The sequence below is a fragment of the Streptomyces sp. NPDC006140 genome, assembly GCF_040628815.1.
Lineage (GTDB): Bacteria > Actinomycetota > Actinomycetes > Streptomycetales > Streptomycetaceae > Streptomyces.
Genome location: NZ_JBEXTS010000020.1, coordinates 107450 through 123442 on the forward strand (window position 1 = coordinate 107450; position 15993 = coordinate 123442).

Sequence of the window (15993 nt, forward strand, 5' to 3'; positions counted from 1 at the left end):
GTTCGGAAGAGCGCCTCGCCGGTCCGGGAGGGAGCCCTGCCGGCGCGGGAGGGAGCCTTGCCGACGCGGGAGGGAGCCTTGCCGACGCGGGAGGGGGCCTCGCCGGTCCGGAAGAGCGCCTCGCCGGTCAAAGACGGAGCCTTGCCGGTCCGAGAGGGCGTCCTGCCGCAGAACTCCGCTTCGATCACGCCGATGTAGAGCGACGGGTCGGGGAGCCAGTCGCCGTTGACGTTGAAGGTCAGCTGGTGCTTCCCGTCCCGCGTGCCGACCATGGCGGTCAGGGAGCCGTTCGTCCGGCCGGTCTTGCCCACCACCCCGACACCGCAGGACAGCGTCGCGAACTCGACCCCGAGCCCGAACCCGAGCCCGTCCCCCGTCGGGACCTCGTCGAGCATCTCCTTCATCTGCTTGGGGGGCAGCAACTCGCCCTTGATCAGCGCTCGTTGGAAGCGGTTGAGGTCGCCGCCGGTGGAGATGACGTCGCCGGCCGCGCCCAGCCAGGTCATGTTCTGTTCGGTGGCGTCGTGGACGGGGGCGTCCGGCCCGTCCTGGTGGAGCCGTGAGTAGCCGACGGGGTGCGACTTCGGCATGCGGGGTGACGTACCGGGGAACGAGGTCCCGCGCAGCTTCAGCGGCCGGACGACGCGGCGGGTGATCTCCTGCGCGTAGGAGCGGCCCGTCACCTTCTCGATGACCATCCCGGCGATCACGTAGTTGGTGTTGGAGTACGAGGGTGCCGTCCCCGGCTCGTTCACGGGCGGCCGCTTCAGCGCGATCGCCACGAGGTCCTCGGGCGTGTGCGTGTCGTACCGGTGCTCGGGGAATCCGGGTCCGGCGGCGTTGTGGCGGAACGCGGGGTCGTCGGTGTAGTTGGCGATGCCGCTGGTGTGGTTGAGGAGCCGGCGGAGCGTGATGCGGTCCGCGTCGTAGCCGTTGCCCCGTACCAGGCCGGGCAGCCAGCGCTCGACCGTGTCGTCCAGGCTCAGTCTCCGCTCCGCCTCCAGTTGGAGCAGGACGGTGGCGATGAACGTCTTGGTGATGCTGGCGCCGCGGAAATGGTCGCCCGGGGAGCGCTCGCGGCCGGTGGCGATGTCCGCGTGACCGGGCTCGGCGAACCAAGTCCCCTCACTGTCCCGGACCTTGGCGGCCACGCCGGGCAGGCCGCCTTTCTCGACCAGGTCGCGCAGTGCGGCCCGGGTCGCCTCGTGGCCGGGCTGCTCCGGCGCGGCGTGCGCGGAGGGCGCGACGGCCACGGCCCCGGTCGCTAACGCCATCGCCAGTGCGTACGAGACGGTCCGTGCGGCCCGCTGCTTCATAAGGTCTGCGCCTCCCGTTCACCAAGGGGCCGGGGTGCCCCTTGGTGCGGATGACGCCGAACTCGGGCCGGGAGGTTGATCGTTGTGTTCGGGCGGTGCTAACTGGCGAAGGGCACGGGTGTGGCGGCCGCAGCGGCGAGCTCCTTGCCGGAGGGGTGCCGCCACAGGCCTTCCGCGGCCAGGCGCGGCAGGACGCCCTCGCCGAACCAGTACGCCTCCTCCAGGTGCGGATAGCCGGAGAGGATGAACTCCTCGATGCCGAGGGCGTGGTACTCCCTGATCCGCTCCGCGACCTCGGCGTGACTGCCGACCAGGGCGGTGCCCGCCCCGCCGCGCACCAGGCCGATGCCGGCCCACAGGTTGGGGTGGATCTCCAGGCGGTCGCGCCGGCCGCCGTGCAGGGCGAGCATGCGTTGCTGCCCCTCGGACTCGCTGCGGGCGAGCCCGGCCTGCACCGACGCCACGGTCTCCGGGTCGAATCCGTCCAGCAGCCTGTCCGCTTCGGCCCAGGCCTGCTCGGCGGTGTCGCGGGTGATCACGTGCAGCCGGATGCCGAAGCGGAGGGTGCGGCCCTGCCCGGCGGCCAGGGACCGGATCCGGGCGATCTTCTCGGCGACCTGGGCGGGCGGTTCGCCCCAGGTGAGGTAGACATCGGCGTGCCGGGCGGCGATCTCCCCGGCGATGGGCGAGGACCCGCCGAAGTACACCTGGGGAACGGGGTCGGGCACGCGGGCGAGCGCCGCGTCCTCCACCCGGAGGTGCTCGCCGTGCAGGTCGACCGACTTGCCCTCCCACAACTCCCTGACGATCTGCAGGAATTCGCCGGTCCGGCGGTACCGGCTGTCCTTGTCGAGGAAGTCGCCGAAGGCGCGCTGCTCCTGGTTCTCGCCGCCGGTGACGACGTTGAGCAGGAGCCGTCCGCCGGTCTGCCGCTGGAAGGTGGCGGCCATCTGCGCGGCGAGGGTGGGCGAGATCAGGCCGGGACGGAACGCGACGAGGAACTTCAGGCGTTCGGTGTGCTGGCTGACCATCGCGGTGGTGAGCCACGCGTCCTCGCACCAGGCGCCGGTGGGCGTGAGGACGCCCTCGAAGCCCACTTCCTCGGCGGCGCGGGCGATCTGGCTCAGATAGGCGACGGTCGGCGGCCGGTCCCGTCCGGACGCGGTGGCCGGGCTGCCGTGGCCGCCGCCGACGACATGGCGGCTGTCGCCGTTGGTGGGCAGGAACCAGTGGAAGGTGAGGGACACGGGAATCTCCGATCGAGGGGAACGTCCGCGGGCGCGGCGGCGGGAGGGTCAGCCCGCCACGGCGAGGAGCGGGGTGCGGCCGAGCGCCGCGGAGAACTGGTCGACCACCTGGGCGAGCGCCTCGGTGGCGGCCGGAGCGACGGTCAGGGAGCCGTCGTCGTGGACGGTGATGTCCTTGTCGAGGGTGAACCAGCCCTGGACGGTGTGGGCCGCGCCCATGGAGGTGAGCACCGGGCGCAGGGCGTAGTCGATGGCCAGGACATGGGCGATGCTGCCACCGGTGGCGAGGGGCAGCACGGCCTTGCCGGTGAGGGCGTACTGCGGGAGCAGGTCCAGCAGGGCCTTGAGGACCCCGGAGTAGGACGCCTTGTAGACGGGCGTGCCGACGACGACGCCGTCGGCCCGCGCGAACAGTTCGGTGGCCTCGACGATGGCCGGGTGCCGGAAGTCCGCGCCGAGCAGGGCCTCGGCGGGGATGGTGCGGACGTCGAGCGGGATGACGTCGTGGCCCTGTGCGACCAGCCGCTTGTCCAGGTGGCGCAGCAGGCGGCTGGTGCGGGAGGAGGCGGAGGGGCTGCCGGAGACGGACAGGACGGTGGCCATGGGCTCTCTTTTCCGGGAGAAGGCGCGACTGGGCGCGGACAGAGCCGAATTCGATGGGCGCCTCGCTCAAAGGGCGTGACAGTGCGCCGAATTCAGGCGTGCGGGAAGTGCACCGCGCAGGGCGGGGGGAAATTCACCGCGCACCGGATCCCGTGGACGCGCCACGGCTCGACAGACTGCGGCCGAAGGCGGATACGGCGGTGCGGGGAAGCGGCGAGCCGACGGGCTCAGGCTGCGGTGCGACAGGAAGCGCTGGAGACGCGTGCGAGGTCGACGTGGCGTCGCCGCGTGAGGTCCAGTCGCATGGTCATGCCATGGATCGTGGCAGCGGGACGCGAGGGCCGTCAAGGGAAACGCGGCTCATCTCGCATCCCGGACCACGGATTTCGGAAAACGGCTGCCCTGGGAAACGGCCGCCCCGGGAAAACGACGGAGCCCCGGAAAGCCCCGTGCGCCCAGTCCGGTCAGTCCTCGTCGGACGGAACCACCACGAGGAAGGCGTCCGACTCCAGGTCCATCACGACGGTCGCGGGCTTCCCCTCGGCGCGGAGGCGGGCCGCGCACTCCTCCGCCGGCCACGATCCGCGCGGAGCTCCCGCCGGGAACCGCTCCAACACCTTCGCGCTCATGGCCGCCGTCATGCCCGTCGTCCTCCCCTGTCGTGCGCCGCCTGCCGGGCGGCGTCGGTCGGTCGCTGTCGTACATATCCGGTTGCCCGCGATCCGCCCGGACATGTACTGCGGGACGCCTCGGCCCACCCGTGCCGACCTCTACACATAAAAGGGAAATAAGTGCAGAATGAGGCTTACGCGGCGCTTACCGCATACCGACCAGACGCGGTCGCCCTGCAAGTCGAAGGAGACGAGTCATGGCCAACGTCTCGCCCACCAGAGGTGACATAGCCAGCCATCCTGATGCCTCCGAAATGCGGGCCCGGTACGCCCGCGTGCTCGGTGGTCGCGATGTGGCGCTCGTGGACGGACCGGTGTTCCTGCTCGGTCTGTACTGCGCCGCCTCCCCGTGGATAGTCCACTACACGACCAGCCAGCCGCCGCTCGTGACCCACAACCTGATCATGGGTATCGCGATCGGCCTGCTGGCGCTCGGGTTCACTCGCGCTCCGGAGCGCATGTACGGCCTGAGCTGGGCCATGTGCGCCCTCGGGGTGTGGCTCGTCATCTCGCCGTGGGTCGTCGGCGACAGCCCGGACGCCGGCGTCGTGTGGAACAACATCATCATCGGCGCACTGGCCGTGATCCTGGGGCTGGTGTGCGCCGGCACGGCGGCGAAGGCCTCCCAGCGGCCGTAGCTCCGACGGAGAGAACCGAAGGCCGGTCCGCACCCCGGACCGGCCTCTTCATACCCGCACCCGGCCGCGAGCGGCGGTGGGCCCAGCTACCGGAGAGCCCAGGAGCCGGAGTGCCCAGGAACCGGAGTACTCCGGACCGTCCCGGAGCCGGACCGTCCCGGACCGGAGTGTCCCGGACCGGAGTGTCCCGGCCGGCAGGGGGCACCCGCACTGCAACGGGGTCCTGAGGAGAAGGGGCGGAAATGGAGATCGACGGGATCATCAGTGCCATCGTGATCGGCATCGTCATCGGCGTCCTGGGCCGACTCGTGGTCCCGGGCCGTCAGCGGATCGGCATCCTGTGGACGATCGTCGTCGGCATCATCGCCGCGCTGATCGGCTCCGCGCTCGCCGCCGCGTTCGGCGTGGCCGACACCAAGGGCGTCGACTGGGTCGAGTGGCTCATCCAGATCGGTCTCGCCGCGCTCGGCGTGATCGCACTGGACCGCTCGAAGGCACGCCGCTGACGGCGTACCGCCCGTACGGCACGACACAACCCGTCCGCGCGGCCCACCAGCCGCGCGGACGCGGCCACCCGACGGCAGACGCGGCCACCCGACGACGGCACCCGACGACGGCACCCGACCCCTGAGGCACAGGGCCGAGCGGCCCGCCAACGGCGCCGCAGTGGGTCACGGCTCGTAGACGTACGGCGTCGTCGAAGTCAGCGGCAGGAAGCCGAGGCGTTCCAGGATGGGGCGGCTCTGGCTGGAGGCGTCGACCTGGAGGTAGCGGTAGCCGCGGGCCGCGGCGGCGCGGGCGCGGTGGGCCACCAGGGCGCGGTAGATGCCGCGGCCGCGCCAGCCCTCGACGGTGCCGCCGCCCCACAGTCCGGCGAACCGCGTGCCGGGCACGAGTTCCATGCGGGCCGCGCTCACCGGCTCGTCCCCGGCCATCGCCACGACCGCGACGACGGTGCCCGGGTCCGCCGCCAGTCGCGCGAGCAGTTGGTGACGCAGCCAGGAGCTGTCCGCGCCGAAGGCCTTCTCGTGGACCTCGGCCACGAGGTCGACCCCCGGCGCGTCGGTGACCGGCACGACGCGAACCCCCTGCGGCGGTTCGGCGTCGACGACCGGACCCGCGGCCTCGCCGATCATCAGCGTCTCCTGCGGCCCGGGCGTGAAACCCGCCGCGCGCAGCCGAGCCCCGAGGTCCGCCGGCCGGTCGTGTCCGTACAGTTTCCACTCGAAGTCCAGGCCGAGGCCGGTGTAGTGGCGAATCTGCTCGGCGATGGCCGCCTCCGCTCCGGCCTCGTCGAGGGCGGACCACAGGACGCCGTTCCAGCCCTTCCCGGTGGCGACCTGGCGCACGACGTCGCCGGTGCGCTCGACCCGGGCGTCGGGGCCGTCCGGCCGGGCTCCCTCTCTCAGGTCACGGTCGAACAGGGCGAGCAGCGCGGCATGATCCATGTGTTCCATGGGTGCACTCCACCACCGGCCGCCCGGCCCGGCAACGCCATTTCCGGGTACGGTCCTGTTGATCACATCGTCACGGGGAAGGGCCGCACCATGGTCGTGAAGGACACGGAACTGCCGTACCTGCGCCGCTGCGTGGAGCTCGCCGCCGAGGCGCTGCGGGCCGGGGACGAGCCGTTCGGATCGGTCCTGGTCGACGGGGACGGCACGGTCCTCGCCGAGGACCACAACCGGGTGGCCTCCGGCGACCGCACCCGGCACCCCGAGTTCGAACTGGCGCGCTGGTCGGCGGCCCGTCTCTCCCCCGAGGAGCGGGCGGCCGCCACGGTCTACACCTCCGGCGAGCACTGCCCGATGTGCGCGGCCGCGCACGCCTGGGTCGGCCTGGGACGCATCGTCTACGTCGCCTCCTCCGAGCAACTCTCGTCCTGGCTGAGCGAGTTGCGGGTCCCCGCGCCACCGGTCCGGACACTCCCCGTCCACGAGGTCGCACCCGGTGTAGTCGTGGACGGGCCCGTGCCCGAACTCACGGAGAGTGTCCGGGAGTTGCACGTCCGGTTCCACCGCGGACGCGGCTGACACCGCCCGAGCCGCCCGACCCCCGCCCGCTCCCCCGGCCGCATGACCGGCCCCGAGATGCAGAGCCACGCGGGCGAACTTACGATCGAATTCAACAAGACCCGGTGTACACCCCGGTCTCCCCGACGGGGGGAGGCACATGTCCTTGCTGCCGGCGCGGCGGCTGATGGCCGCCTATATCGCCCTGGTCACGGCCGTCACGATCGTCTACCTGACCGTGCCGGTGCTGGCTCCCGCGTTGTGGGCCGTCATCGGGCTGGCCGGCGTCACCGCCGTACTGGCCGGCGTGCGCCTGCACCGGCCGGCCCACCAGTGGCCCTGGTGGTTCCTGGCCGGCGGGCTGCTCACCTTCATCACGGGTGACACCTACTACAACGTGATGGAGGAGTACTTCGACGCCTCCAACCCGTTCCCGTCCCCCGCCGACGCCTGCTACCTCGCCACCTACCCGCTCTTCGCGATCGGCCTGTCCGGTCTGGTGCGCCACCGCTGGGCCGACCGCGACCTGCCGAGCCTGCTCGACGCGCTGATCGTCACGGCGGGCCTCGCGCTGCCCGTGTGGGTGTACCTGGTGCAGCCGCTGACGGTGGTGGACGGGATGACCTGGCAGCAGCGCGCGATCAGCATCGCCTATCCCCTCGGCGACGTCCTCGTGCTGGCCCTGCTGGCCCGGCTGCTGACCCCGAGCCCGGTCACCGGCCACAACCGTGCCGTGGGTCTGCTGGTCGTCGGCACCGTCACGCTGCTCGGCTTCGACATCGCCTACGGGATCCTGCAACTGAACGGCATGTGGCAGACGGGCACCCTCCTCGACACGGGGTGGATCGCCTTCTACACCGCCTGGGGCCTGGCCGCCCTGCATCCCTCGATGGTCGAACTGACCGCCTCCGTGCCGCAGCGCGAGTCCCTGCTCCCGCCGCCGCGCCGACTGGTCATCCTGGCCGTGGCCACGCTGATCGCGCCGGGAATCCTGCTGTACGAGGGGCTGAGCAAGCAGACCCGGGACGCCGCCGTGATCGCGGCCTTCTCCGCGGTGCTGTTCCTGCTGGTGATCCTCCGGCTGGCCGGCATGGTCGTGGCCCATCGCCACGCGGTGACGCGGGAGCTGGCACTGCGCGGGGCCGCCGCCTCACTGGTCTCGGCCTTCCACCAGACGGAGGTCGACCAGTCCTGCCGTACCGCGGTCGACCGGCTGCTGGGGCCGGACGTACCGCACCGGACCGTGCTGCTGCCGTCGGAGCGCATCGGGGACCTCGGCGCGGGCGGCACCCGCCTGGTCAGCCCGGCCGCCCTCCACGACAGCGTCGGCGCCGAGCTGGACGCCCTGCAGTCCGTCCTGGTGTGCCCGATGACCCAGCCGGACCGCCCGGCCGGGGCGATCCCGGGCGTCCTGCTGGTCGCCGGCCCGGAGCGGCAGCTCACCGAGACCTGGGGCTCCTTGGAGATCCTGGCGTCGCACACGGGCCTGGCCATGGAGCGGGTCAAGCTGCGCCGGGAAGTGGTCCGGCGGGAGAACGAGGCGTACTTCCGCACCCTGGTCCGCAACGCCTCCGACGTCATCCTGATCCTCGAGGACGACGACACCATCCGGTACGCCAGCCCGTCCGCGCGGTCCGTGTTCGGCACCGACGACCTCGTCGGCGTGTCACTGCCGGAGCTGGTGGACCCGGGGGACCGGCAGCGGGCCACCCGGGAGCTGACCGCCGTACGGGAGCGGGGATCGCCGGCGGGGCATGACCACTGGTGGGTGCGGCGCGGGAACGGGCGCGTCGAGGTGGAGGTGCGGTTCAGCGACTTCCGGGACGAGCGGACCGTGTCCGGGCTGGTGGTGACCCTGCGGGACGTGACCGAGCAGCGGCGGCTGGAACAGGAGCTGACCCAGCGGGCCTTCCACGACTCGCTGACCGGCCTGCCCAACCGGACGCTGCTGCTGGAGCGGATCGAACGCGCCCTGCTGCGCGGTCGCCGCGAGTCCGCCCTGACCTGTCTGCTCTTCATCGACCTCGACGACTTCAAGCTGGTCAACGACACGATGGGGCACCGGGCGGGCGACCATCTGCTGATCGCCGTCGGCAACCGGCTGTCCCGGACCCTGCGGCGCACCGACACCGCGGCCCGGCTCGGCGGTGACGAGTTCGCGGTGCTGATGGAGGACGCCAAGCAGCCGCTCGACGCCGAGCTGCTGGCGGCCCAGGTGATCCAGACGCTGGGACGGCCGTTCGACCTGGACGACGAGTCGGTGACGGTGTCCGCGAGCGTGGGCGTGGCCACCGCGCGCGACAGCACGGACGCGGAGGAGCTGCTGGGCCACGCCGACCTCGCGCTGTACGCGGCGAAGGCGGCGGGCAAGCGGCAGTGGCGCCGTTTCCGGCCGCTGCTGCGCAGCCGCATGGTCGAGCGGCACGACCTGCAGTCGCAGCTGGCCCAGGCGGTCGCCGACAAGGCGTTCGCGCTGCGCTACCAGCCGGTCGTGGACATCACCGCGGGGGAGATCGTGGGGTTCGAGGCGCTGGTCCGCTGGCCGGCCGAGGAGCGGTCGCCCGTCACGCCGGACCAGTTCATCAGCCTGGCCGAGGAGACCGGGCACATCGGCCCGCTGGGTTCGTGGGTGCTCGAGAACGCGGTCAGCGACATCGCGGGCCTGCAACGGCTGCCGGGGCCTTCCCGTGCCCCGTACGTGAGTGTGAACGTCTCCGCCCGCCAGTTCCGCGACGCGGGCTTCGTCGAGCAGGTCGGCCAGGCGCTCAGCACGCCGGGGCTGGAGCCCGGGTCGCTGCAGCTGGAGCTGACGGAGACGGTGCTGCTGCACCGCGACGACCGGCTCCAGACGGTGCTGCACACGCTCAAGGAACTCGGGGTGCACATCGCGGTCGACGACTTCGGCACCGGCTTCTCCTCGCTGCGCTACCTGCGGGACTTCCCCATCGACGTGCTGAAGATCGACAAGTCGTTCATCGACGACATCGCGCGCGACGCCCAGCAGGTCGCCCTGGTCGAGGGCATCGTGCGCATCGCCGACACCCTGGGCCTGCAGGTCATCGCCGAGGGCATCGAGGATGCCGCGCAACGGGATCTGCTGGCCGGGATGGGGTGCCGTTTCGGGCAGGGCTACCTGTTCGCCCGGCCCCTGACCGTGGAGCAGAGCGCCCACGTGCTGCGGGAGCCGAGCACCCGCCCCTTCGCGCCGCCCCGTACGCCGCGCCCGCGGGTGGAGGCCGCCCGGGGACGCCGGGAGGCGCGCTGGGCGGACCTGGAGCACCTGCGGCGCACCAGTCCCATGAGCGACGCGGTCCTCGACGAGGTGCGCGGCCGCCACATCCGCAGCGGCGACCACTGGCTGATCGACTTCGCGTCGTGCAACTACCTCGGACTCGACTGGGACCCGGAGGTCATGGACGCGGTCGATCCCGCGGTGCGCGAGTGGGGCACGCACCCCAGCTGGTCGCGCCTGCTGGGCAGTCCGCGCCTGTACCCGGACATCGAGGAGCGGCTCGCCGCGCTGCTCGGCGCGCCGGACACGCTGCTGCTGCCCACGCTGACACTGGTGCACGCCTCGGTGATCCCGGCGCTCGCGGAGGACGGTCACGTGTTCGTCGAGGCGACCGCCCACCGGACCGTCTACGACGGCTGCGTGGTGGCCCGTGGGCGGGGTGCCACCCTGCACCGCTTCCACGGCGGGCGGCTCGACGAGCTGCGCGCCCTGCTGTCCGGGGTGCCACCGGGCACGCCCCGGCTGGTGTGTCTGGACGGCGTCAACAGCATGAGCGGCAACATCCCCGACCTGCCCGCGCTGGCGGCGGTGTGCCGCGCCGAGGGCGCGACGCTGTACGTCGACGACGCGCACGGCTTCGGCGTGATCGGGGAACGCGGGCCGGGCGAGCCGTGCCCGTACGGCATGCGCGGCAACTGCGTGGTGCGGCACACCGGGGAGTCGTACGACGGGATCGTGCTGGTCGGCGGTTTCTCCAAGGCGTACTCGTCGCTGCTGGCGTTCCTGGCGCTGCCGTCGGAGCTGAAGAACCGGCTGAAGACCGCGGCGGCTCCCTATCTGTACTCGGGGCCGTCCCCGACGGCGTCCCTGGCCACCGCGCTGGCCGGGCTGGACGTCAACGAACGCCGGGGCGATGCGATCCGGGCCGACCTGTACCGCAAGACGGTGCGGGTGCTCGACCACCTGGACGACCTGGGGGTGAGCACCCTCAACACGGACCGGCTGCCCATCGTGGAGGTACCGCTGGCGAACCCCGCGGACCTGGACGCGGTCGCCGCGTTCCTGTGGGAGGAGGGCATCTACGTGACGCTGGCCGCCTACCCCCTCGTCCCCCGCGACCGGGTGGGCTTCCGCATCCAGCTCACCGCTCTCAACTCGGACGACGACATCGACCGTCTGAACGGCACCCTGACCCGGCTGTCCGAACGTTTCCCGCTGCGGCTGAAGGGCTAGACGGCCATGACGACGCACAACGACGACGTGGACTGGGACCGCTGGCCGGTCGCCGACTACCTCGCGGAGAACTACCGCGAGGTGCATCCCTCGGACGCGGCGGTCATCGCGCACCACTCCGCCTACTACCGGCGCCTGCCGCCCGGGGGCATCGCCCGCTCGGTGGAGTTCGGTGCGGGCCCCAACCTCTACCCGCTCGTCCTCGCGTCCGCCGTGAGCCGGAGGATCGACGCCGTGGAGGCGGGGTCGAGCAACGTCGCCTACCTCCAGGAGCAGATCTGTCACCGCCCGGACGCGAGCTGGCTGCCCTTCCACGCGCTGTGCCGGCGGCTCAACCCGGCCGTGCCCGCGACCCTGGCCGGGGCGCTGGCCCCGGTGAACGTCGTCCACGCCGATGTGCGGACGCTGCGGCCGGGCACGTACGGACTCGCCTCCATGCACTTCGTGGCCGAGGGCGCCACGGAGGACTTCGCCGAGTTCGCCGACTTCTGCCGCACCTTCGTCCGCGTGGTGGCGCCGGGCGGCCACCTGGTCGCCGCGTTCATGGAGAACATGCCGACCTACCGCATCGGCCCCGCCTCCCGCTGGCCGGGCTGCCCGGTGAGCCCGACGACGGTCACCGAGGTCTTCACCCCGCTGACCCGCGACCTGGACGTCACCCACATCGACACCGACCCGACCCTGCCGGACTACGGCGACTCGGGGATGGTGCTGCTCACGGGGGTGGCGGAGGCGGTCTGAGGACACCGGCCGCGGCCCCCGGGGGAGCCCCGGGAACGGCCGGCCCCCGTGCCGGGTGGCTGTCTCAGCCGTCCGTCCCCGGGCGGAACCGTCGGCGCAGGACCACTCCCCCCGCCACGAGGGCCGCGCTCACCGCGACGGCCGGGAGGGTGTGGTCGGTGCCCGTGTGGGCGAGGGCGTCCCGGGTCTGCTGCGGGGTGTGCGGGGCCGGTTCCGGCGCCGGGTGCGCGCGCGGTGGGGTGGAGGGCTTCGGGGCCGGCTCCGGTGGGTGGTGGGGGCGGACCGGGCGTTCGCCGGGTGTGTTCGAGGACTCGTTGCCGGTCGAGGCGTTGCCGATGCCGACCACGTTCACCGAGTTGCCGGTGACGTTGACCGGCAGGTCGACGGGCAGCTGGATCCCGTTGCCCGAGACCACGCCCGGGGAATCCTTTCCGCTGCCCCGGGCGACCGCGCCGCCGGGCTTGCCGGGCCGGTCCCCGGGGCGATCCGCGGGCCTGCTCTTGTTCGCGCAGCTGTTGCCCGCGGCGGGGTTCAGGAGCCCCACCACGTTCACGGTGTTCCCGCACACGTTCACCGGGACGTGCACCGGCAGCTGGATGGTGTTGCCGGAGACCACCCCGGGCGAACCGGCCGCCGAGCCGTCCGCCCCGGAACCGGCGTGGGCGGGGACGGTCAGGGCCATCGCGCCCGAGGCGGCGGCGACGGCGATCACACCGTTTCGGGTAACCCGTCTCATAGGTTCCCTGCCTTCCAGACATCGTCGCGGGCACTCACCCGCATGAGACAAAACGCGACGCCCCCGATCCGAGTTATGGCTTATCGGCCTTTCACTCCATCGAGCGGCCCGGTTGTCGAACTAGCGGTAAAACCCTTCGTATGCGGGGTGCGGCGGCGCAGGGTAAGGCACTTCGCCCGGCCCCGCTCGTGCGGAGGCGCTCCCGCAAGGGCCCGCTTATCGTGGGCGAGGGCGCCGTGGGGCGCCCTTGGGAGGCATCGATGCTGGCCAAGCTGTCCACGCACCCCTCGCTCCGGCGCTGCGCGGTCACCGGCACGGCCGGGCTCGCCCTGCTGGGTACGGGGCTGCCGGCCGCCGACCACCCCCCGCCCGGCCTGACGCGCTTCTACGACCAGAAGGTCCGCTGGTCGGCCTGCGCGGGCGCGGAGATACCGAAGGACCTGCAGTGCGGCAAGGTCACCGTGCCGCTCGACTACTCCCGGCCGGAGAAGGGAACCCTCGATGTCGCCGTGGCCCGCTACCGGGCGACGGGCAAGTCCCGGGGCTCGGTGCTGCTGAACTTCGGCGGCCCGGGCGGCCAGGGCGTGGCCCAACTCGCCATGGGCGGCAAGGACTTCATGGGCCTGACGGACGGCTACGACGTGGTCGCCTTCGACCCCCGCGGCGTCGGCCGCTCCTCACCGGTCAGCTGCGGCAACGCCTCCGGCGAGGCCCTGGACGCTACCGACGGCAACGCCGACGTGACCGACCCGCAGGCCGTGCTCGGCAAGCTGCGCGACGCGGCGGCCGAGTGCGCCGAGCACTCGGGCCCCGTCCTGCCCCACATCGGCACCGTGAACGCCGCCCGCGACCTGGACGTCATGCGCGACGCGCTCGGCGACGACAAGCTCAACTACCTGGGCTTCTCGTACGGCAGCCGGCTCGGCGCGGTGTACGCGGCCCAGTTCCCCGACAGGGTCGGCAGGATGGTGCTGGACGGCGTCGACACGCTGACCGAGCCGCTGGCCGAACAGGGTGTGGTGAGCGCGCAGGGGCAGCAGACCGCACTGGAGAACTTCCTCACCTGGTGCACGGAGGACATCGCCTGCCCGTTCGGCCGGAACGCCCGCGAGGCGAGGGAGCACGTCGTACAGGTGGTCGAGTCGCTCGACGAGGAGCCGGTGCCGACGGACTTCGGCGAGGAGTTCTCCGGGCAGGACTTCGCGGGCGCGCTGGCCCAGGGACTGTACAGCCGGGAGCTGTGGCCCTCGCTGCAGCGGGCCATCGCGCGGCTGCTCGAGGACGGAGACACGCGCGGCCTGGAGGCCTTCCTGTCCGGCGGCTTCCTCCTCCCGCCGCTGCGGGCCCCGCACGCCGGTCTCACCGACCCGGAGGACGTGCCCCTGGACAACCTGCCGGCGGCCCTGATGGCGGTCAACTGCGCGGACGATCCCGACCGCCCCGCCGCCGCGCAGGTCGGCCGGGAGCTCGGCCGGCTGCGCGCCCGCTACGAACGCGCGTCACCGGTCTTCGGCCGGTACCGGCTCACCCAGGTGCTGATGTGCTACGGCCGCCCCAAGGGCACCGACTTCATCCGCGACGAGGTCAAGGACGTCGACACGCCGAGGATGCTGCTCGTCGGCACCCGGGGCGACCCCGCCACGCCGTACCGGTGGACGATGGAGACGGCCGAGCGGCTCGGGTCGTCGGCCGTGGTGCTCGACAACCGGGGCGAGGGCCACACCGGCTACGGCTCCTCCACGTGCGTGCACCGCAAGGTCGACGCCTTCCTGCTGTACGGCACGCTCCCGCCGGACGGCAGCTCCTGCGGCTCGGACCACGACACGGAGTGAGCCGGCCCGGCCCTCAGCCGAAGGGGAAGTACGTCCGTGACGGCCCGCCCGCCCTCACGCACCCAGCCGCCGCCGAACGCTCTCGGCGACCCGCCCGGCGTCCGCGACGGAGACGGCGAGGCGGGTGAACGGCACCGGCCGCCGCAGTTCCAGGACCACGACGGGGGCCCCAGCCCGGACGGCGACGAAATCCCGGCCCAGGGCGTGGAGCCGCTCCCCGACGCACCACCGGCCGGGGCGGCAGCGGCCGCCGAGCTGCGTGCCGCGCAGAGCCCGCCACCATTCCGGCTCGACCCGCACGTCCCGCACGTCCGCGGAGCGCACCCGCACCTCGCGGCGCCGGGCCGGCAGCGCTTCCCGCGGCGCGAGCCGGACCACGACCTCGTCGCCGTCCACCACCAGGCGTGCCATCGGCAGCCACCTCCTCCCCCAGCCTGCACCCGCGAAGGCACTCGCGAGCACCCGAGCCCTCAGGCCGATTGCCCCAAATGCCCTACAGGTGAATCCGCTCTATCGTGCTGTCATGGAGCACGTTCTGAGTCCCGCGATCCTTGCCGAACTGCGGCGCCCGCGCCCCTACCCCGCGGTCTCCGTGCTGACGCCGACGCACCGGCGCGAACCCGACAACGCCCAGGACCAGGTCCGGCTGCGCAATGTGGTGGCCGAGGCCAAGCGGCAGCTGGAGGCGGATCCGGCGGTCAGCCGCGAGCGACGCGCCGAGGTCTGCCGGCACCTCGACCGCGCCCTGTCCGAGATCGATCTGACGCACGCCGAGGACGGCCTGGTGATCTTCGCCGCTCCGGGCGAGCACCAGGTGTGGTCACTGGCCCGGCCCGTGCCCGAACGCGTGGTGCTCTCGGACACCTTCCTCACCCGCAACCTCGTCTCCGCGCAGACGGCCGAGCGGCCGTTCTGGGCGCTGTCGCTCGCCGCCGACCGCGTCACGCTCTGGAACGGCGGCGTCGACCGCGTCACCGAGGCCCGCGTCGGCGGCTTCCCGCTGACCCGGCGGGTGGAGAACTTCGACCCGGAGCGGCAACAGCGCGTCGGCGACCTGCCGAGCGCCTTCCGCGAGGAACGCACCCGCCAGTTCCTGCGCGAGACCGACACCGCGCTGGGCGCCGTCCTGCGCGACCACCCGCGGCGGCTGTACGTCACCGGCGAGCCGGCCGCCCTCTCCCTGCTGGACGAGGTCGGCAGCGCCGCCAAGGGCGCGGTGCACGTCCCGCACGGCGGGCTCGCGCACGGAACCCCCGAGGCGGTGTGGCAGGCCCTGCGTCCGGTGCTCGAGGAGGAGGCCCGCAGCAGCACGGACGCCGTGGCCCGGGCCCTCGAAACGGCCCGGGGGCGACGGGCGTTCGCCGCCGGTGTCGACGAGCTGTGGCAGAGCGCCCGGGACGGCCGCGTCCGGCTGCTGGCCGTCGAGGAGAACTACCGCGTGACGGTCCAGGACGCCGGGGACCACCTGGTCCTCGCCGCGGACGGCGACCTCGACTCCCGCGAGGACATCGTGGACGAGATTGTCGAGCAGTGCCTGGAGACGGGAGCCGACGTCCGTTTCGTTCCGGACGGCACCCTCGGGGAGGCGGAGGGCATCGCCGGAGTGCTGAGGTACTGACCCGGGCATCGAACACAAGGCCGTCGAACATGCGCGGGAACTGATGCCCGGCGTCCGACGAGGCGTCAAATACCCTGTGTAATCTACGACTTGGGCCTCCGAGGAGCGCGCCCC

At 72.5% G+C, this 15993-nt stretch carries 14 protein-coding genes and 1 pseudogene; 7 read left to right on the top strand and 8 right to left on the bottom strand.

The window, feature by feature from the left end:
* Window positions 1-161: 161 nt before the first annotated feature.
* The 5 genes and pseudogenes from ABZ386_RS36610 to ABZ386_RS36630 form a co-directional block, all read right to left on the bottom strand.
* A pseudogene (locus ABZ386_RS36610) lies at window positions 162-1316 on the bottom strand (serine hydrolase domain-containing protein); the annotation flags it as partial.
* 98 nt (window positions 1317-1414) lie between these two features.
* Window positions 1415-2563, bottom strand: a complete 1149-nt coding sequence (locus ABZ386_RS36615; RefSeq protein WP_351348047.1) for an LLM class flavin-dependent oxidoreductase — start codon at window positions 2561-2563, stop codon at window positions 1415-1417.
* A gap of 48 nt (window positions 2564-2611) precedes the next feature.
* Entirely contained in the window at window positions 2612-3166 is a 555-nt protein-coding gene (ssuE, locus tag ABZ386_RS36620) for an NADPH-dependent FMN reductase (protein ID WP_114250133.1), read from the bottom strand.
* Between the two features lie 227 nt (window positions 3167-3393).
* Entirely contained in the window at window positions 3394-3477 is an 84-nt protein-coding gene (locus tag ABZ386_RS36625) for a putative leader peptide (protein ID WP_351348119.1), read from the bottom strand.
* Window positions 3478-3630: 153 nt separating this feature from the next.
* On the bottom strand, window positions 3631-3807 hold the full coding sequence (locus ABZ386_RS36630) for a hypothetical protein (RefSeq protein ID WP_351348051.1): 177 nt from the start codon (window positions 3805-3807) through the stop codon (window positions 3631-3633).
* A gap of 227 nt (window positions 3808-4034) precedes the next feature.
* Between ABZ386_RS36630 and ABZ386_RS36635 the strand changes: the two genes are divergently transcribed.
* Complete coding sequence (locus tag ABZ386_RS36635) at window positions 4035-4475, top strand: SPW repeat protein (RefSeq protein WP_114250134.1); 441 nt, start codon at window positions 4035-4037, stop codon at window positions 4473-4475.
* A gap of 242 nt (window positions 4476-4717) precedes the next feature.
* Window positions 4718-4981, top strand: a complete 264-nt coding sequence (locus ABZ386_RS36640) for a GlsB/YeaQ/YmgE family stress response membrane protein (protein WP_114250135.1) — start codon at window positions 4718-4720, stop codon at window positions 4979-4981.
* A 165-nt stretch (window positions 4982-5146) separates the two neighbouring features.
* Here ABZ386_RS36640 and ABZ386_RS36645 read toward each other — a convergent pair whose 3' ends face one another.
* On the bottom strand, window positions 5147-5923 hold the full coding sequence (locus ABZ386_RS36645; RefSeq protein WP_358967953.1) for a GNAT family N-acetyltransferase: 777 nt from the start codon (window positions 5921-5923) through the stop codon (window positions 5147-5149).
* Between the two features lie 99 nt (window positions 5924-6022).
* On the opposite strand from ABZ386_RS36645, the gene ABZ386_RS36650 reads away from it, so the two are divergent.
* The 3 genes from ABZ386_RS36650 (at window position 6023) to ABZ386_RS36660 (ending at window position 11693) form a co-directional block, all read left to right on the top strand.
* Entirely contained in the window at window positions 6023-6508 is a 486-nt protein-coding gene (locus tag ABZ386_RS36650; protein ID WP_351348054.1) for a nucleoside deaminase, read from the top strand.
* A gap of 166 nt (window positions 6509-6674) precedes the next feature.
* On the top strand, window positions 6675-10952 hold the full coding sequence (locus tag ABZ386_RS36655; protein WP_356618971.1) for an aminotransferase class I/II-fold pyridoxal phosphate-dependent enzyme: 4278 nt from the start codon (window positions 6675-6677) through the stop codon (window positions 10950-10952).
* 6 nt (window positions 10953-10958) lie between these two features.
* Complete coding sequence (locus ABZ386_RS36660; RefSeq protein WP_355720227.1) at window positions 10959-11693, top strand: class I SAM-dependent methyltransferase; 735 nt, start codon at window positions 10959-10961, stop codon at window positions 11691-11693.
* Between the two features lie 64 nt (window positions 11694-11757).
* Here the strand turns inward: ABZ386_RS36660 and ABZ386_RS36665 are convergent, their stop codons facing one another.
* Window positions 11758-12429 carry a chaplin family protein gene (locus ABZ386_RS36665; RefSeq protein ID WP_358967908.1) on the bottom strand — a complete coding sequence of 224 codons (672 nt, stop codon included), beginning with the start codon at window positions 12427-12429 and terminating at the stop codon, window positions 11758-11760.
* Between the two features lie 260 nt (window positions 12430-12689).
* Between ABZ386_RS36665 and ABZ386_RS36670 the strand changes: the two genes are divergently transcribed.
* Window positions 12690-14261, top strand: a complete 1572-nt coding sequence (locus tag ABZ386_RS36670) for an alpha/beta hydrolase (protein WP_351348060.1) — start codon at window positions 12690-12692, stop codon at window positions 14259-14261.
* Window positions 14262-14315: 54 nt separating this feature from the next.
* On the opposite strand, the gene ABZ386_RS36675 is transcribed toward ABZ386_RS36670, so the two are convergent.
* The gene (locus ABZ386_RS36675; RefSeq protein ID WP_355720236.1) at window positions 14316-14672 is read right to left on the bottom strand and encodes a hypothetical protein; all 357 of its coding nucleotides are present in this window, start codon (window positions 14670-14672) and stop codon (window positions 14316-14318) included.
* A gap of 112 nt (window positions 14673-14784) precedes the next feature.
* Between ABZ386_RS36675 and ABZ386_RS36680 the strand changes: the two genes are divergently transcribed.
* The gene (locus tag ABZ386_RS36680) at window positions 14785-15879 is read left to right on the top strand and encodes a chemotaxis protein (protein WP_351348064.1); all 1095 of its coding nucleotides are present in this window, start codon (window positions 14785-14787) and stop codon (window positions 15877-15879) included.
* Window positions 15880-15993 lie beyond the last annotated feature (114 nt).

Bases quoted from the DNA above. Each gene is read 5' to 3' on its own strand.
- ABZ386_RS36665 (WP_358967908.1), bottom strand. From the start codon at position 12,429: ATGAGACGGGTTACCCGAAACGGTGTGATCGCCGTCGCCGCCGCCTCG.
- ABZ386_RS36625 (WP_351348119.1), bottom strand. From the start codon at position 3,477: ATGACCATGCGACTGGACCTCACGCGGCGACGCCACGTCGACCTCGCA.
- ABZ386_RS36660 (WP_355720227.1), top strand. From the start codon at position 10,959: ATGACGACGCACAACGACGACGTGGACTGGGACCGCTGGCCGGTCGCC.
- ABZ386_RS36655 (WP_356618971.1), top strand. From the start codon at position 6,675: ATGGCCGCCTATATCGCCCTGGTCACGGCCGTCACGATCGTCTACCTG.
- ABZ386_RS36645 (WP_358967953.1), bottom strand. From the start codon at position 5,923: ATGGATCATGCCGCGCTGCTCGCCCTGTTCGACCGTGACCTGAGAGAG.
- ABZ386_RS36635 (WP_114250134.1), top strand. From the start codon at position 4,035: ATGGCCAACGTCTCGCCCACCAGAGGTGACATAGCCAGCCATCCTGAT.
- ABZ386_RS36640 (WP_114250135.1), top strand. From the start codon at position 4,718: ATGGAGATCGACGGGATCATCAGTGCCATCGTGATCGGCATCGTCATC.
- ABZ386_RS36680 (WP_351348064.1), top strand. From the start codon at position 14,785: ATGGAGCACGTTCTGAGTCCCGCGATCCTTGCCGAACTGCGGCGCCCG.
- ABZ386_RS36650 (WP_351348054.1), top strand. From the start codon at position 6,023: ATGGTCGTGAAGGACACGGAACTGCCGTACCTGCGCCGCTGCGTGGAG.
- ABZ386_RS36670 (WP_351348060.1), top strand. From the start codon at position 12,690: ATGCTGGCCAAGCTGTCCACGCACCCCTCGCTCCGGCGCTGCGCGGTC.
- ABZ386_RS36675 (WP_355720236.1), bottom strand. From the start codon at position 14,672: ATGGCACGCCTGGTGGTGGACGGCGACGAGGTCGTGGTCCGGCTCGCG.
- ssuE (WP_114250133.1), bottom strand. From the start codon at position 3,166: ATGGCCACCGTCCTGTCCGTCTCCGGCAGCCCCTCCGCCTCCTCCCGC.
- ABZ386_RS36630 (WP_351348051.1), bottom strand. From the start codon at position 3,807: ATGACGGCGGCCATGAGCGCGAAGGTGTTGGAGCGGTTCCCGGCGGGA.